Origin of the sequence: Micromonospora parathelypteridis (assembly GCF_014201145.1) — a bacterium.
GTDB lineage: Bacteria > Actinomycetota > Actinomycetes > Mycobacteriales > Micromonosporaceae > Micromonospora > Micromonospora parathelypteridis.
This window is the reverse complement of sequence record NZ_JACHDP010000001.1, coordinates 3,823,068-3,839,420: the sequence shown is the minus strand read 5'-3', so window position 1 is coordinate 3,839,420 and position 16,353 is coordinate 3,823,068. Positions and strand designations below refer to the sequence as shown.

Annotated in this window: 15 protein-coding genes and 1 tRNA gene; 11 read left to right on the top strand and 5 right to left on the bottom strand. The window is 69.9% G+C overall.

The features are described 5' to 3' along the window. Positions 1 to 42 precede the first annotated feature (42 nt). Positions 43 to 687 carry an FMN-dependent NADH-azoreductase gene (locus HNR20_RS17320; RefSeq protein ID WP_221309829.1) on the bottom strand — a complete coding sequence of 215 codons (645 nt, stop codon included), beginning with the start codon at positions 685 to 687 and terminating at the stop codon, positions 43 to 45. An 82-nt stretch (positions 688 to 769) separates the two neighbouring features. On the opposite strand from HNR20_RS17320, the gene HNR20_RS17315 reads away from it, so the two are divergent. Beyond that, positions 770 to 1,249 carry a MarR family winged helix-turn-helix transcriptional regulator gene (locus HNR20_RS17315; RefSeq protein WP_184181114.1) on the top strand — a complete coding sequence of 160 codons (480 nt, stop codon included), beginning with the start codon at positions 770 to 772 and terminating at the stop codon, positions 1,247 to 1,249. A gap of 36 nt (positions 1,250 to 1,285) precedes the next feature. Here the strand turns inward: HNR20_RS17315 and HNR20_RS17310 are convergent, their stop codons facing one another. Then, on the bottom strand, positions 1,286 to 2,299 hold the full coding sequence (locus HNR20_RS17310; protein WP_112603739.1) for a potassium channel family protein: 1,014 nt from the start codon (positions 2,297 to 2,299) through the stop codon (positions 1,286 to 1,288). A gap of 193 nt (positions 2,300 to 2,492) precedes the next feature. On the opposite strand from HNR20_RS17310, the gene HNR20_RS32710 reads away from it, so the two are divergent. The 5 genes from HNR20_RS32710 (at position 2,493) to HNR20_RS17285 (ending at position 6,504) form a co-directional block, all read left to right on the top strand. Then, positions 2,493 to 2,990, top strand: a complete 498-nt coding sequence (locus HNR20_RS32710; protein WP_184181112.1) for a helix-turn-helix domain-containing protein — start codon at positions 2,493 to 2,495, stop codon at positions 2,988 to 2,990. 136 nt (positions 2,991 to 3,126) lie between these two features. Further along, positions 3,127 to 3,726 (top strand): ClpP family protease, encoded by a 600-nt coding sequence (locus tag HNR20_RS17300; RefSeq protein WP_184181110.1) that lies wholly within the window; start codon positions 3,127 to 3,129, stop codon positions 3,724 to 3,726. Between the two features lie 28 nt (positions 3,727 to 3,754). Continuing rightward, on the top strand, positions 3,755 to 4,579 hold the full coding sequence (locus HNR20_RS17295; RefSeq protein WP_184181108.1) for a hypothetical protein: 825 nt from the start codon (positions 3,755 to 3,757) through the stop codon (positions 4,577 to 4,579). 189 nt (positions 4,580 to 4,768) lie between these two features. Then, entirely contained in the window at positions 4,769 to 5,116 is a 348-nt protein-coding gene (locus HNR20_RS17290) for a DoxX family protein (RefSeq protein WP_184181106.1), read from the top strand. Positions 5,117 to 5,220: 104 nt separating this feature from the next. After that, positions 5,221 to 6,504: an acyltransferase family protein gene (locus HNR20_RS17285; protein ID WP_184181104.1), complete on the top strand. Its 1,284-nt coding sequence runs from the start codon at positions 5,221 to 5,223 to the stop codon at positions 6,502 to 6,504. 54 nt (positions 6,505 to 6,558) lie between these two features. On the opposite strand, the gene HNR20_RS17280 is transcribed toward HNR20_RS17285, so the two are convergent. The 3 genes from HNR20_RS17280 to HNR20_RS17270 all read right to left on the bottom strand — a co-directional run bounded on the left by HNR20_RS17280 (position 6,559) and on the right by HNR20_RS17270 (position 8,923). Next, positions 6,559 to 7,152: a TIGR03086 family metal-binding protein gene (locus HNR20_RS17280; RefSeq protein ID WP_184181102.1), complete on the bottom strand. Its 594-nt coding sequence runs from the start codon at positions 7,150 to 7,152 to the stop codon at positions 6,559 to 6,561. Between the two features lie 377 nt (positions 7,153 to 7,529). Next, positions 7,530 to 7,605 (bottom strand) — tRNA-Arg (locus tag HNR20_RS17275). A 136-nt stretch (positions 7,606 to 7,741) separates the two neighbouring features. Next, positions 7,742 to 8,923 (bottom strand): low temperature requirement protein A, encoded by a 1,182-nt coding sequence (locus tag HNR20_RS17270; protein WP_184181100.1) that lies wholly within the window; start codon positions 8,921 to 8,923, stop codon positions 7,742 to 7,744. Between the two features lie 675 nt (positions 8,924 to 9,598). Here HNR20_RS17270 and HNR20_RS17265 point away from each other — a divergent pair. From HNR20_RS17265 to HNR20_RS17245, 5 genes are all read left to right on the top strand, one after another. Next, complete coding sequence (locus HNR20_RS17265) at positions 9,599 to 10,030, top strand: YbaB/EbfC family nucleoid-associated protein (RefSeq protein WP_184181098.1); 432 nt, start codon at positions 9,599 to 9,601, stop codon at positions 10,028 to 10,030. Further along, a complete protein-coding gene (locus HNR20_RS17260; RefSeq protein WP_184181096.1) occupies positions 10,020 to 10,343 on the top strand; it encodes a type VII secretion target in 324 nt (107 codons plus the stop codon). Before HNR20_RS17265 ends, HNR20_RS17260 begins: the two co-directional genes overlap by 11 nt. Further along, on the top strand, positions 10,340 to 12,172 hold the full coding sequence (locus HNR20_RS17255) for a WXG100-like domain-containing protein (RefSeq protein WP_184181094.1): 1,833 nt from the start codon (positions 10,340 to 10,342) through the stop codon (positions 12,170 to 12,172). Before HNR20_RS17260 ends, HNR20_RS17255 begins: the two co-directional genes overlap by 4 nt. A 14-nt stretch (positions 12,173 to 12,186) precedes the next feature. Further along, positions 12,187 to 12,507: a hypothetical protein gene (locus tag HNR20_RS17250; protein ID WP_184181092.1), complete on the top strand. Its 321-nt coding sequence runs from the start codon at positions 12,187 to 12,189 to the stop codon at positions 12,505 to 12,507. A 263-nt stretch (positions 12,508 to 12,770) separates the two neighbouring features. Next, complete coding sequence (locus tag HNR20_RS17245; RefSeq protein WP_311736871.1) at positions 12,771 to 16,307, top strand: BTAD domain-containing putative transcriptional regulator; 3,537 nt, start codon at positions 12,771 to 12,773, stop codon at positions 16,305 to 16,307. Positions 16,308 to 16,353: the final 46 nt, after the last annotated feature.

Genomic DNA, 16,353 nt, shown 5'->3' with positions numbered 1-16,353 from the left:
CCCCGGATCGGGGGCGGCCGCTCTCGTCGTACCGGCGTTGGTTCAGCGCTGGGCGGAGGCCGGCGTCCAGAGGTTGTCGATCTCCTTCTCGGTCGCCGCGAGGCTCGCCTCGTGCAGCGGGATCAACTCGGCCATCGCCGGGACGGAGGGGGCCAGAGTCAGCTCGGTGCTGATGAAGCGCGGCTCCATGCCGGTCAGCGACAGGCCGTGCGGGAGCCACGGCTCGGCGTGGTCCCAGCCGTTGCGCGGGGTGCCCTCGCCGTAGCCGCCACCCCGGGTCGCCAGCACGACGAACTCGCGCTCGCCGAGCAGGCCCTGCTGGGTCGTCGGGTCGTAGGCCAGGCCGGGCAGGATCAGGTGGTCGACCCACGCCTTGACACTGCTGGGCGCGCCGTAGTTGTAGAGCGGCAGCCCGAGCAGCACCACGTCGGCCTGCTTCACCTCGTCGACCAGCCGCTCGCTGAGCTCCCAGGATTCACGCTGCGCCGGGCTGTGCTGGTCCGGCGGCGTCATCCGGGCCAGCCCGCCCGCCGCGTCCAGGTGCGGCAGCGGTTCTGCGCCCAGGTCCCGGTAGGTCACCGTGCCGTCCGGATGCGCCGCACGCCACGTGGCGACCGCGCGGGCGGTGAGCCGCCGGCTGACCGACCAGTCACCCCGAATGCTTGAGTCGATATGCAGCAGATGCATTATTCCTCCTCCAAGGATCGTCTGTGCAGCATCAACTATTTATAGCAGGCAGATGTTCCAGCGGCTCGGTAGACTGGGTCACATGTCCGCCCCGCCGCTTGACCCCTCGGAGCACCGTTCGGGCGCACTCCTGGATCACCTGGCCCGGCGGATGCGACTGCGGTCCGAGACGGTGCTGGCGCCGCTGGGCCTGCGCCCCCGGCATCTCGTCGCGCTCACCGTGCTGCGGGCCGGCGGCGGCACCAGCCAACAGGCGCTCGCCACCATCCTCGAAATGGACAGCACCAACATCGTCGGGCTGCTCAACGACCTGGAAGCGGAACAGCTGGTCGAGCGGCGCCGCTCACCCGAGGACCGCCGCCGACACGTCGTCGAACTCACCCAAGACGGGGCGAAGCGCCTCAGTGAGGCCGAATGCGCCCTCGCCGGTGCCGAGAACGAGGTGCTGGGGGCACTGGATCCCACCGAGCGGGAGACGCTCTACGAGCTGCTTCGGCGGGCCGCCGCCACGACGCCGACGGACTGCACCGCGGCGATCTGCGCGGCCGACGACCCGCTCTGACGCCGCAAACTGCCAGCCAGGGCGGCGGCGGAACGGTCAGGCGGTCGTCGCCGACTGCGGGCGGTCGTCGCGCACGTGCACCAACATGTCGCCGGTCTCGATCACCGCGCCGGCCCGGTCGGCCAGGGTGACCACCTTGCCCCGCCGCACCAGGGCGATCACCAGTGACTCCAGCTCGCGCGGCGAGCGGCCTACCTCATCCCGCTCCGCCGAACGCATCGCCAGCGCCATGCCCTGGCCCGGAGTGAGCAGATCCTCCACGACGTCGATCAGCGGCGGCGCCGAGGTGGACAGGCCGAGCAGCCGGCCCGCGGTCGCCGAGGAGACGATCACGTGGTGTGCGCCGCTCTGCTTGAGCAACGGCGCGTTCTCCGCCTCCCGTGCCGCCGCGATGATCCGGACCTGCCCGGCGGTGAGCTGCCGTACCGTCAGCGCGACCAGCACCGAAGCGTCGTCACTGTCGGTCGCGATGATCACGGCCTTCGCGTTCTTGACGTGCGCCTCGTTCAACACCGACGAGCGGGTCGCCGAGCCCTCGATCGCCACCAGCCCGGCCGAGGTGGCCTGCCGCAGGGCGGCGGCACTGCGCTCCACCACCACGATCCGCGACCGATCCAGACCGTTCTCCATCAGGGCGGAGACCGCGCTGCGCCCCTTGGTGCCGTAGCCGCAGATGATGACGTGGTCCTTCACGGCTCTCCTCCACCGCGACAGGCGACGGCCGGTCCGGTACTGCTCGGTCAGAACTTCCAGGGTGGTGCCGACCAGGATGATCAGGAAGATCACGCGGGCCGGGGTGATGAAGAGGACGTTGACCAGCCGGGCCGACGGCGCGGCCGGGGTGATGTCCCCGTAGCCGGTGGTCGAGAGCGACACGACCGCGTAGTAGAAGCAGTCGAGCAGGGTGAGGCCATCCTCGTTGACATCGCGGTAGCCGTCCCGGCCCAGGTAAACCGCGGCGACCACGGCGAAGACCAGGCCCAGGGCAGCGGCGAGCCGGAGGCTCAGCGCGCTCAGCGGGCCCCGGCGCTGCGCGGGAAAATGGATCACCGTCGAACCTGTTCCGCCACCGTCGCCTGCACGCCCACAACATAGCGGGTACTTCGTGCCCGGGACGTCCGGGTTGCACAGCGGACAACCGGCACCGGTCCAAACGGCACCGGGACCGCACGGGACCGCCGACGGGTCCGGCAGCGGGCATGATGGGAGTGTTCGCCGACGACGACCGCGAGGGTGAGGTCCCATGTCGTTACTACGACGAGTGATCGGCGGGGTGCTGCGCCGCCACCGCCAGCGTCAGGGCCGCACGCTGCGCGAGGTGGCCGCGTCGGCCGACGTCTCGGTGCCCTACCTGTCGGAGGTGGAGCGGGGCCGCAAGGAGGCCTCGTCCGAGGTGCTCGCGGCGATCTGCCGGGCGCTCGGCATCAGCCTCGCCGACCTGCTCGGGGAGGCCCGCGACGACATGCGCCGGGTCGAGCCTCGCCTTCCGTCCGCGCCGCGCGCCGTGCTGACCCACCTGGAGCGGGTCGACGCGACTCGACGCGAAATCGGCAACGCCACCCTGCTGGTGGGTCCACGCATCGGCGGGTTCGTCCTGCACCGCGGGCCGGGGGCGAACGAGCCGGCCCTCAGCGTCGACACGATGGCCTCCGCTGGTGGCTCGCGCCCCGGTCCGCGTACCGCCGCCCTGGCCGACAGCACGCAGACCCGCCTGGGCCTGCGGCGGCTGACCGCCGCATAGGCCGCGTCGGTTCTGCCGTCGGCGGATCTGCCGGCGGCAGAATCCCTGGTCCAGCCACTGCCGTCGCACGCACGCTGAAGGGGCCGGTTCACCGGGCGGTCCCACCGCCCGCCGGCGTGGCGGAAGGCGACGGCACATGATCGGGTACGACGTGCGAATGCTGGACGGCGGGCAGCCGTCCTTCGGTGACCAGGTGTTCGAGCGGCTGTTGCGTGAGCGGATCGTCTTCCTCGGCACCGAGGTGACGGAGGAGTCGGCCAACCAGATCTGTGCGCAGATCCTGCTGCTCGCCGCCGAGGACGCCGACCGGGACATCTTCCTCTACATCAACTCGCCGGGCGGGTCGGTGAGTGCGGGGATGGCGGTCTACGACACGATGCGATACGTCCGCAACGACGTGGCGACGCTGGCGCTCGGGTTCGCCGGCTCGATGGGGCAGTTCCTGCTCTGTGCGGGCGCGGCCGGCAAGCGGTACGCGCTGCCGCATTCGCGGATCATGATGCATCAGCCGTCCGGCGGGATGGGCGGAACCGCCGCGGACATCACCATCCAGGCGGAGAACATGCTGCACGTGAAGCGGACGATGCAGGAGCTGATCGCACAGCACAGTGGACGGACGCTCGACGAGATTCAGCAGGACTGGGACCGGGACCGTTGGTTCACGGCCGAGCAGGCTCGGGAGTACGGCCTGATCGATGAGGTGCTCAGCCGAGCCGAACAGCTACCGACGGTCTGATGCCGGCGGCTGCCGCGCCCTACCGTGCGTGGCGCTGCCGCCTCTCGCGGAAATCCGGTGGCGGTCGCCTATTAGGGTCACGTCTATGCGCCGACTGATCCCTACCCTTTCGATTGCTCTCGCCGTCGCCCTCATCAGTGGCTGCGGCACCAACTCCGACGACCCGGGGGCGTCCGCTCCGTCCGCCGCCCCGGCAACGTCCAAACTCGAGCCGGTCGCCGCCATCAAGCAGGGCATGGACCGCAGCCTCGCTGGACAGCTCAGCATGGAGGCCTCGGTCAAGGCCGGCAACCAGTCGATCACCCTCAGCGGGAAGATGGACCCCGCCGCCCGCATGTTCCTCATCACCGGCAAGGCCCCGGAACCGATCGAGGCGCGGCTGATCGGCGACGCCGCCTACCTCAAGTCGGACTCGCTCGAGGGTGAGAAGCCGTGGATGAAGCTCGACCTCACCAAGCTCAAGCCGAACAGCTCGCTGCGCCAGTCCTTCGACATGAAGTCGCAGACCGGCATCATCGGCGGCGTCGTGTCCGCCCAGGAGGTGAGCGACGGCCGTTACACCGGCGTCGCCGACCTGGGTAAGGCCGCCGAGGCCGCCAGCACCGAGGCCGGCATGCGGGAAGGCCTCGAGTCGTCCGCCAAGCTGGCGAAGGACCCGACGGCGATCCCGTTCGAAGCGACTCTCGACGCCGAGGGGCGCCTCACCGCGCTCTCCTACACGATTGCCACGAAGTCGCTGGGTGACCTCGTCACCGAGATGCGCATGAGCGACTTCGGCAAGCCCGTCACGGTGGAAGCACCGCCGGCCGGCGAGACCGAAGCGGCCTCCGAGGAGATGTACAAGTACTTCTGACGCGCTGGCACGTCCTGGGCGTCACCGTCGAGCGTGGGCTGCGGTTTTCCGTGGCCCACGCTTTGATTTCGTAACCGGCGCGGCGTGGTTTCGGCGTGCGGCCAGACAGTGTCTCAGGTCACAGCAGCGCAGGTAACATTCCGCAGCGCCACCCCGTCCTTGAGGCAGACAGCCACCAAGGAGGGCAACATGTTCGCCGCGTACGTCACGGTCACCATCCTCGCCTCGGTCTTCACCGGCATCGCCGCGGTCACCTACCTGATCGGCCACGACTACCCGAAGGCCCAGGCGGACATGAAGCGGATACCCCGGTCGTGGGTGCCACGGTTGGGCATGGTGCTGGCGGCCGGCTCTCTGGGACTGCTGGCCGGGTTCGCCGTGCCACTGTTGGGGACGCTCGCCGCCGCTGGCCTCGTGCTGTACTTCGTCGGTGCGCTCATCGCGCACCTGCGGGTGGGTTCCCGCCAGCTCGTGGGGTGGGCGGTGTTCTTCACCACCGTGGTGGCCGCACTGGTCGTGAACCTGGGCTACCACTGAGCAGCAGCCTGGCCCGTCCGCCACGCCACCGGGAAACCTGGCATTATGCCTGGAGCCCCAGCCGACCCCCGGTCACGCGGATGCCCCAAAGGTGCTACATCACGATGAGTTCTCCCAAAGAACGTATGCCCCGGGTTGAGTCACTGACCGGGCTGCGCTGGTTTGCAGCGTTCGCCGTGTTCCTGTTCCACGCTAACCAGATCATCAAGTTGCCCACGGTCAATGACATCAGGCTCGGCGACTTCTTCCGATTCGGTGACGCCGGGGTCACGTTCTTCTATGTTCTCTCGGGCTTCGTGCTGACCTGGTCGTTCTCCCCCTCGGTGAGCACCGGGACGTTCTACTGGCGCCGGTTCGCCCGGGTCTGGCCCGCTCTCGCGGTCAGCACCGTCATCGCCTGGGTGGCCTTCGACCAGGTCTGGCACGACTCCTGGAAACGCACCCTGCTGAGTCTGTCGCTGACCGAGTCGTGGTTCCCCCCGGCGGCCCATCTCGTCGCCAACCCGGTGGCCTGGTCGGTCTCCTGCGAAGCGTTCTTCTACCTGCTGTTCCCGTTCATCATCCGGCCGCTGCTGCGGCTGCGGCTGCCAGCGCTCGCGATCATCGCTGCGGCCGGCATGGCCATCGAGTGGGCCTACTGGTTCTTCGTGCAGGATTTCATCGACCCGAAGCAGTACTGGATCCAGCTCTCCTGGTTCATCCGTTTCCCGCCGGTCCGATTCATCGAATTCCTGCTGGGAATGATCGCCGCCGCTGCGCTCCTACGCGGATGGCGGCCACGAATCAATCTGTGGCTCGCCCTGGCAACGGTGCCGGCATCGGTGCTGCTGCTGTGGTGGGGTGCACGGCAGGGCTGGTGGGCTGCGCACTGGTCGCAGCAGGGTCTGATCCCCGCCTGTGTGCTCGTGGTGCTCGCGGCGGCGCTTCGCGACGTCTCCGGGCGGCCGTCGTTCCTCCGCAGCAAGCCGTTGGTCTCCCTCGGCGCCTGGTCCTACGCCTTCTACCTGGTCCACCTGTCGGTCATCTACTGGCTGATGGGCACGGTGAAGACCGGCCCTGCGAGCTGGATGAACCTCAAGGTGCTGCTGGTCTGGACGGTGCTGGGCATCGCCCTGGCGTGGGCCTGCTACCGATGGGTCGAACACCCGGTGGAGCGGTTCCTGCGCAACCTCTACCCGCGCCGTGTCCCGCCCGCACCGCAGGGGCCGCAAGCACCGCTGGCGCCGCACGAGGCACCCACGGTGGTCCTTCAGCGCGATGCCGTCCTGACCGGGCGCGGTGTCACGAGCCACGACATCGATCCGGCCCGGACAGGTTCGCCCGAGAGGGCGAGCAGGTATCCGGACCATGGGCACGGTCTCCCCGGAATCACGACACCTGACCGGTAATCGACGGCCCGTCGGCAGGAGAAGGCGAGGCCGGTCCGGGCCGACCGGGACGGATCAGCTCGCCGGCGTCCAGTGTGGGTCGCGGCCGAGGTAGCGGAGCAGTTCCGCCACCGGGCCGTCGTTCTCGCGGGGCTCCAGCGCGGGCGCGTAGGCGCCGTATGGGCGCAACAGCTCGACGATCGCCCTCGCCACGGGCAGGAGTTGCGCCGCGAGGTCGTCGTCAAGCGGCGACGGCTGACCGGTCGCGATCGCGATGTCCCAGGCGTGAACACCGGCGTCGAGGGCGGCGGCACCGGCCGCCGTTGCGGCGGGCAGGGCACCGTGCGGCAGCGGGGTGGGAGCCTTGTCGGCCGGGTCGACAGTGGCGAACGCGGCGGCCGAGGCGGTGAGGGTCGGCTCCACCAGCTCAGCCGGGGTGCCTGCCAGCACGCCCGACGGGGTGAACGGGTTCTCCGTCGGGCCGTTCTGCCCAGTGATCGCCGCGACGTAGGCGAGCTGGTCGCCGGCCGAGTGCTGAAGGACCTGTGCGACGTTCCACTCGGCGCAGGGAGTCGGCTGGCCGAGGTCTGCGGCGGTCAGCGCGGCGGTTACGTCGCGCAGTGCGGTGTGGGCACGGTCCAGGATCGCCCAAGAGCTGGTCGCGTTCATCGTCTCTCCTCGATAGCGGGCGGGCGGAAGCTGGTGCGATCTTGCTGGCGGTCCGGAACCGAACATGCCGTTCCGCTACCTCCCAGCGTAGCGGAACGTTCCGTTCCGCACAATGCCTACATTGATGGTGCCGCCGAAGCCCACCTACCAACTCGACCAGCGGACGCACGGTCTCGCGCTCATGGCCCGGGACGAAATGATGGCGCCCACCAGGGCCGACGCGACTCGCCAGCCATGCACAACGACACCGGCCAGCGCCCAACCAGCCGCACCGCCAGGAAGACAGCAGCGTCGGCCGCGTGCTTGCGGGGACGATTGAAATCGGATCGACAGACGTCGAGGCCCTGGCTGGGTTATTGCTGGTCAGGGCCTGCCATTGGTGCCCCCGGCAGGATTCGAACCTGCGACACACGGTTTAGGAAACCGATGCTCTATCCCCTGAGCTACGGGGGCGCGAGTGGCCAGTGTAACGACCTGCGGGTCAGCCCGCGTTGGCAGGGAGTGACCCGCGTTGACCTGCGTTGGGCGGCGAACCACCCCGACCGACAGACCGACGGTCGTCACCGCCCGGCACGGCCGGTACCGGCCCTCAGGTGCGGTCAAGGCCGATCCCGCCGGCCTGGGTTGCCCGGCGGCCTTTCGTGCTGGGCGCGAAGGCGACCGCGCCCAGCACGAGGGTCGTGATTGCCAGAGCCACCATCGGTGGCAGCCGCAGCAGAACCGGGGTCAGTGCCAGGAGGACGACGATCCCGAGCAGTGAGCCCAGCGACCAGATCCCGCTGGTGGCCTTGAACGCGATCCGGCCGCAGAGGACGAGCACCGCCCCGGCGACGATCAGGCCGGCACCCCACCGACGTTCGAGGCCCTCGGTTGACAGCCCGATGACGATTTCGTCCCCCACCGCGAGGAAGACGACGCCGGCGACGAAGGACAGGTGCCGATAGGCCGAGACCACGGCGATCCGAGCACCCTGCTTCTCGAAGGGGTTACTGAGGGCACGATGTTCCGGCAGGAAGTAGAGCCGCCACAGCGCCACCGCGTTGGCGAAGGCCAGGACGGCCGCGCCGGTGCGCGGCAGATCGAACGGGCCGCTGGCGTAGGTGGTGCCGCTGACCAGGATGAGCTCGCCCAGCGCGACGATGCTGATCTGGCCGAAGCGTTCGGCCAGGTGCTCGCCTACGACCCGGAGTTGCTCGTCGGCGACCTGCCCGACCTTCGGCACGGGCCACCCCAGGTAGGCGACGGTGAAGTCGATGCCCAGCGCCACGATCCACAATGCCAGGCGGGGGCCGGCCGGTAGGAACGCCCCGACCAGCCAGGGAATGGCGGACACCCCGAACCAGACCGCGACGACCAGGGTGCGCCGCTGCGCGGGATGCCCGCGCAGGGCCGGCAGCAGGGTCGCCGCTCGGCCGAGGTGAACGAGGACGTACGCGCCGGCGAAGAAGATGCCGTGCGTGCCGAATGCCTGGGTCACCGCGGCGGCCATCAGCAGCCCGACGAGCATCACCCCCACCACGAGCCGCTGGATCAGCGCTTCGTTGGGGTTGAACCAGTCGGTGGACCAGGCCGTGGCGACCCAGACCCACCAGACGGCGCCGAGCAGGACCGTCGTCTGTACGACGTTGAGCCAACTGGGGTCGTTCAGCAGTCGGCCCGACAGGCGCGTCAGCGCGAAGATGAACGTCAGGTCGAAGAAGAGTTCGAGGGCCGATGCCTGGCGCGATGACTCCCGTTTGCGCAGGAGCCGTGCAGGGCTGCTCTTTGCCACCGGATCGCCGCCTCGTCTGCTCGCTCGGCAGTCGTTTTTACCACGCATGGTGATCAAATAGGGTGATATGCGTAATCGCGACGAAGTGTCACCTGGTGGCCGAACGCAGGCCGGAACCGCACCGGACGACGTGATCGAGGTGCAGCCGGCCGGCTTGGCAGCCGCCCCTTCCAACGCCGCGTCCCGCCGATGCGGGCAGAAGTGTCAGTTGCGCTCATCGGTGATCCAGCGGCCTTCGCGCCTACCCGCCGCCACGACCGCAGCGGCCCAACGGGTCCGGTTGTCGCGGTGCGCAGGTGCAAAGGATTACCGGCTCGTCGCAGACGATGAACAGTGGTTGATCGATCGTGACGAGCGACGCGCGGCAATTGATTGACGTTTAGCGTCCACCTGGGATGGCAGGGAGTGGCCGGCCTTCACCCACGTGTCCTGTACCCCTGTTGGTCCAGCCCAGGACCATAGCCGGCGCACACACCGACCCCCGGTCGCGACCGGCCAGCACATCGCCAAACAGTCGAGAATTTGCTTTGCGCCTATGTCCAATTTCCGTCAGCGGAGTCGGCCGACGTAATCGGCGGACTCCACATCGGAGGGCGCTGGCGTATCGTACGTTGACCGCGCCGCACCCCGGTGTCACCTGGAGACGGCCGGCAGCCGTCACACGGGGGAGGTCTGATGGCGCAGTTTCCGGGCGGTGATTTCGACGGGGCGACCGAGCGGTTCGTCGCCTCCTGGGCGGCAGGCATCTCCGAGCGGGCCGCCCGGGCACAGGAGTTGTCGGACCGCGTCGCGGCGATGTCGGCGACCGCCGAGGGTGCACAGGGCGCGGTCCAGGTGACAGTCGCCTCGTCCGGCGCCATGACCGACCTCCGGCTCGACGACCGGGTGCTGCGCTGGCGGGCGGACGAGATCGCCGCCGAGGTGCTGACGGTGATGCGCCGGGCGCAGGGGCGGTTGCCCGCGCAGGTGGCGGAGGCCGCGGCGTCGACCGTCGGCACCGACTCCGAGACCGCGCGGGCCGTCGTCGGCAGCTACGAGTCGCGCTTCCCCGAGGTGGCCGAGGAGGCCGATCCCGGGTACCCCCCGAGGGGTGGCCGTGGGCGCTGAGGCAACCGGGTTCGAGGTCACGACGGCGGCGTTGACCCAGCACGCCCGCTCCGTCGACCGGATCGCCGAGGCGATCGACACCGCACACGACGCGGGGGCGCACGTCCGGATGGGCGCCGACGCTTACGGAAAACTGCCCATCTGCCAGGCGATTCCCTTCCTGTTGGACTTCCTCCAAGGTCCGGCCGTGGACGCGCTCGCGGCGGCGCAGGAGGCGTTGCACAGCGCGGCCGGGGCGCTCGACGCGACGGTGGACGCCTACGACGACACGGACGGGACGATCTCCGCCTCCCTCGGGCAGATGCACCGATGAGCGCCGACGTCGCGAACCCGCTGATCGCTGCCCGGCAGGACACCACCACCGCGTACAGCGGCGTCGGCATCGTCGAGAGCCTGGTCGACCTCCGCAACGGCATCGAGAACGGGTCCTGGATCGATACGACCATCGGCGGCTTCGGTACGTCGATGGAGGTGCTGGTGACCTGCGTCGACCCGATCGGGTCGATCGTCTCGTGGGGAGTCGCCTGGCTCATCGAGCACGTCGAGCCCCTCTCCGACGCCCTCGACTGGCTGGCCGGCGACCCGGACCAGATCACCGCGTACGCGCAGACGTGGCACAACGTCTCCCGGCACGTCACCGGTCAGGTCACCGCCCTGTCCGAGGCGGTGCGCACCGAGATCGCCACCTGGACGGGCCCCGCGTCCGAGGCGTACCGCCGCTACAGCGACCAGCACGTGCACAACCTCACCGGCGTGGCGGACGCCGCCGGTCTGATCGGCACCGTCGTCGAGGGCGCGGGCCTGCTGGTGGCGCTGGTCCGGGAGCTGGTCCGGGACCTGATCGCCGACTTCGTCTCGGTCCTCGCCGTCCGGCTGTGGCAGTGGCTCGCCGAGGCGGGGCTGACCCTGGGCGCGGCCACCCCGCTGGTCGCGGCGCAGGTCTCCGCGCTGGTCGCCAAGTGGGCGGCGAAGGTCGCCGAGTTGCTCACGGCGCTGGCCCGCAGCGTCAGCCGACTCCGGCCGATCCTGTCCAAGCTCGGCGAGCTGCTCGACACCCTCCGCACGGCCCTGAACGGCCTCCGGCGTACCCCCGGCGGAGCAGACCCCACCGACATGCCGGCCCCCGGCCCGGGAGCGCACGGCTACGACGACCCGGCCGGTGGTGGCCGGGGCGGTGAGTCACCGCCGCCGGCCGGGCAGGACGGGCCCGCGCCCACCGGCTCAAGCGGTGAGCCGGGACCGGTCGGCGGCGGCGGCCCGGCGCCCGGCGGAGCCGGGCCCGCCGGTGGCCCGCCGCACGACGGCGGCCGAGGGCAGGACGCCGGCCCGCCGCACGACGGCGATAGCGCACCCGGCAGCGCGGAGCCGCCGGACCCCGACGGCTCCACTACACCGGAGTCCGGGTCCACCACCGATCCAGCGGTGCCCGATCATGCCAGTGAGGCCGAGTTGCGGCTGCTCGGCAGAGAGGTGCACAGCATGACCGAACTCGACCCCGGTGGGCACGTCAACGACGCGTACGACGTCACGTTCACCGACGGCACGCACGGCGTCTACAAGCCGAATGTGCCGGAGAACGAGTTTGTCCAGGTGCGCTCCACCATCCCGGAGAATGAGTTGGCCGCCCGGGAGGTCGCCGCCTCACGTCTGGACGAGGACCTGGGCTTCGGCCTGGTGCCGACGACCGCCCGCTGGGACGGTCCGCACGGGGCCGGCTCGATGCAGGAGTTCGTGGAGAATGCGAGCCCGGGTCGTCCCGCAAACGCCTACCCTGCCGTGGAGAGCGAGCGGATGGCGGTGCTCGACTACGTCAGCGGCAACACCGACCGGCACATGGGTAACTACCTGACCGGCCCTGATGGCCGCCTGGTCGCCATCGACCACGGCTACTCGTTCCCCGAGTCGAACGCCGAGCCGCTGCGCTCGGACTTCGTTCAGCAGCAGATGAACCGTCCGCTCAGCCCTGAAACGATGGCCCAGATCCAGGCCACCGACCCTGCCGTGCTGGCCGACCGGTTGCGCGGCACCGGCCTCAGCGAGCAGGCGCTGGCCGGTGCGATGGACCGCTTCAACGAGATCCGCAGTCGAGGCATGATCACGGGCGAGGCGTGGAATGCCTTCCGTCCGCCGAGCCCTTGGTGACCGGAGGAGCCGTGGTGAACCAGGAGGCAGGCATGACCGAGCAGGCGCTGACCCGCGTGGCGCTCTACACGTTCGCCCAGCACACCAACCGGCGGGTGGCCGAGTTCCGTTGGCAGCCGGGCCAGGCGGTCTCGCTGACCGTCCTCGACCCCGAGTGGGGCGCGCTGGCACAGGACTTCTACGACAACGGCGTGCCGGTCGGCGCGGGGCGGGTGCCGCCGGAGGCCGGTCCGGAATTCATGCGTGCCCTGCTACAACGTTTCCGAATGAGCTACTACAAGTTCGTGGACGAGAGCGGCTCCGCCGGCGAATCCACCGGTACGACAAGCCGCTGACCTGGCAGATGCCATTGGCTTCGCTCTGAGCCGATGGATCCCGACCACACCGGGCCCGGTGACCGCTGCTCGAGGCGATCACCGGGCCCGCCCCCGTACCGTGTGTGTCCTACGGGGCTCAGGGTTCCGGTCGCCGCTAAGCGCTTTCGCAATCGGTGACTATGCCGTCGACGTACTCCGGCCGGCTTCGGCGGGCCGTTACTGCTGCCGCTCAACCCTGACTATGTCGATCATGACCCCGGTAAGTTCGGTCGTACGCCCGCATGATCTCGTCTACCAGGATGGTCGGGTCCGGCTCTGGACCGAGGTGCAGCAAACCGGCAGAATCGATAAAGGCAGATAAAGTGCCGGTCCGTGGGAGCTCTGGGACTCATCGACGCAGGAGTGATGTCGGTATGGATGCTTCCGCGTCTCGCGCACGAGTGGGCGAGCTGGTTGAGCGCCACCGTCGAAGGATTGGACTGACCCAGGACGCGCTCGCCGAGCGCAGCGGCGTCAGCGTCCGGGCGCTCCGCGACATTGAGAAGGATCGAGTGCGGCAACCGCACGTCGATTCACTGGAGCGGCTGGCGACGGCACTCGACCTGTCGACGGCCGACCGGGACGAACTGCGGTCCGCGGCGTGTGTCGAGAGCCGCCCCGGCGGCGACCAGCTCCGCATCGATGTGCTCGGTCCGCTCGTGGTGAGCCGCGGTGGCAGGGCTGTCGCCCTCGCCACATCAGCCCAGCGTGGGTTGCTCGGCCTGCTGGCGTTACGGCTCAACCGCCCGGTGGGCCGGGACGAGATCGTCGAGATGCTGTGGGGAGCTGCGCCGCCCAAGACCGCGGCCACACAGATCCACATGGCGATTGGGCAGCTACGCACCATGCTGGAGCCGGCCCGCGCTCAGCGCACGGTCGGTGGGCTGATCCAACTTGACCACGCCGGCTACCTGTTGCACCTGGCCGACGAGCACGTCGACCTGGCCCGGTTCACCGCTGTGCTCGCGCGGGCCCGTAGCCTGCGAAAACGTCAACCCGCCGAGGTCCTGGACCTGCTCGACCAGGCGCTGCTCTGGTGGCGAGGCCCGGTGCTGGCCGATACCAACCCCCGGTTGCGTGATCACCCGGTCGCAGCCGAAGCCAGCCAGCAGCGCCTGGATGCCGCCCTGCTGCTGGCCGACATCGCGGTCGAGCTTCGTCGATACGATCGGGCCGTGGCGCCGCTGCGTCATCTTGCCCAGGACGCGCCCTACCACGAAGGAATCCACGCCCGGCTCATCCTGGCCCTTGCCGGGGGTGGCGAGCGGGCCACGGCGCTACACCTGTTCGCCGAGTTCCGCGACCGCCTCATCGACGAACTCGGGGTGGAGCCGGCTCAGGAGATGCAGGCCGCGCACGTCCGGGTGCTGCGCAACGAGATACCCGAGAAGGATGGTGCGTCCGACGGCGACGTGCCGGCCACCCCGGTCCGCCCAACGCGGCGCGACCCATGGGTGGTGCCCTCGCTGCTGCCACCGGACATCGCCGACTTCACCGGCCGGGAGAAGCCGGTCGAGGAGGTGCGGAAGCTGCTCACAGGTAGGTCGACGGCCCTGGTGATCGTGGCGATCGCCGGGATGGGCGGGATCGGCAAGACCGCACTCGCCATCCATGTGGCGCACCTGGCCGCCAGGTCCTACCCCGACGGGCAGCTCCACGTGAACCTGCGCGGTTCGGAGCCGCACCCGTTGGAGCCGGGCGAGGTCCTGGCGCGGTTCCTACGGGCGCTGGGTGTCGACAACCGGGTGGTACCCGACGACGTGGTGGAGCGGGCCGCCCTGTACCGGAGCCGCCTGGCCGACCGGCGCGTGCTGGTCGTGCTGGACAACGCGGCCTCCGAGGAGCAGATTCGGCCGCTGCTACCCGGCGCGGCCACCTGCGGGGTGCTGGTCACCGGCCGGGCCCGCCTGACCGGGATCGAGGGTGCGCGCCGGATCGACCTGGATGTGTTCGACCCGGACAACGCCCTGCGTCTGCTGGGCCGGATCGGCGGCAGGCAGCGGATCGAGGCGGAGCACGCCGACGCGGCCGAGATCGTGCGGCTGTGCGGCGGCCTGCCGCTGGCGGTACGGGTCGCCGGTGCTCGCCTCACCACTCGGCCCGGATGGCGCCTGGCGCAGTTCGCGGGGCTGCTCGCCGACGAGCGGCGTCGGCTCGACCGGCTGGCCACCGGCGACCTGGAGGTTCGCGCGTCGCTGGAGTTGAGTTACCGGGGCCTCCCCGACACCGCCCGGCGACTGTTCCGGATGCTCGGGCTGTTCACCACACAGGACTTTCCGCACTGGCTGGCCGCTTGCCTGCTTGGCACCTCCCTCGACGACGCCACCGAGCATGTCGACGCGCTGATCGATGCCCAGTTGTTGGCCCTGGCAGCGCCCGACGAGATCGGCCAGACCCGTTACCGCTTCCACGATCTCGTGCGGCTCTACGCGCGGGAGCGCGCCGAGGCGGAGGACGGCGTGGACGGTTGTGCGGCAATGCTGGCACACGGCCTCGGGGCATGGTTTGCGATGGCCGAGCAGATGGCGACCGATGTGCCCGGTCCCTGCTACGCGCCCATCCACGGGTCGGCACCCCGTACTCCGATCGGCTTCGTCACGGACGGATCGCTGCCTCGGTTCGAGGCGCTGGACTGGTTTGACGCCGAACGGTCGGCGTTGCGCGCCTCGGTCCGTCAGGCCTGCGATCTGGGCCTGGACGAGTTGGCGTTCGGGCTGGCCGGTTGCCTGGAGAAGTACTTCGACATCCGCGGGATGTACATCGAATGGGCCGAAACCAACGAGTTGGTGCTGGAGAGCTGCCGGCGCAACGGCAACCTGCTCGGCGAGGCTGTCATGCTGCGCGGCCTCGTCGACGTGCGGACCTGGAGCAGCGGCTCCCATGCCGGCGAGGCGATGGCGGTACTACGGACGGACGGGGCCCGTCTGCTGGAGATGTTCACCGACCTGGGAGAGCGGCGGGGGATGGCGGACGCAAGCGTCATCTGCTCCTGGGGGCTCTCCGCGCAGGGCGCGGTCGAGGAGGCGATGGCGATGGCTGAACGCTCGCTGCGTCTCGCCGAGGAGACCCAGCACATCGGTGGGCAGGCCCGTGCCCACGTCGCGCTCGCGCTCGCCCACAGCGAGCAGGTTCGACTGGATCTGTCGCTCAGTCACCTCAACGCAGCTCTGGCGCTGGCCCGCACCCTGGGCAACCCGCGATACGAGTCCACCGTGCTGCAGTTCCTCGGCATCGTCCACCGGGAGGGCGGTGACTTCGACTCCAGCCGCCGAGCCCTGGCCGAGTCGCTGGAGATCACCCGGCGCTACCGCGACCACTACCCAGAGGTGTTGACGATGCTGGCGCTGGCCCGCGTACACCTGCGCAACGGTGACCCGGGGGCAGCTCGGGATGCCGCGCGGGCCTCCCTCGTGCTGGCCCGGGAGTACGCGATGACCCACCACATCGCGGACGCTCTCCAGGTGCTCGGCGAGATCGAGTTGGACGAGGGTCGGCCGAGCGAGGCGGTCGAGCACCTCGAGGAGTCGGTGCGGCTGTGGCGGACCCGTGGGTGGCCTTCGCTGCTCGCTGCCGCCCTGGCGATCATCGGCAGGGCGTACCGGGAGAGCGACCCGCTCGCCGCCGACCAGGCGTGGACCGAGGCGATCGACATTTACACCGGCCTGGGCGACAGCTCCCGCGCCCGCGACGTGGCCATCCTGCGTGAGACGCCGACCCGGGGGCGAGCCCTGGGCCTCCGACTGCCGCCAACGGATGAGGGCCAGGCGGATCCCTCGTAGCCAATCGGGCCGGGACGCCCGGAACAGCAGTTGCCTATGCTCGACG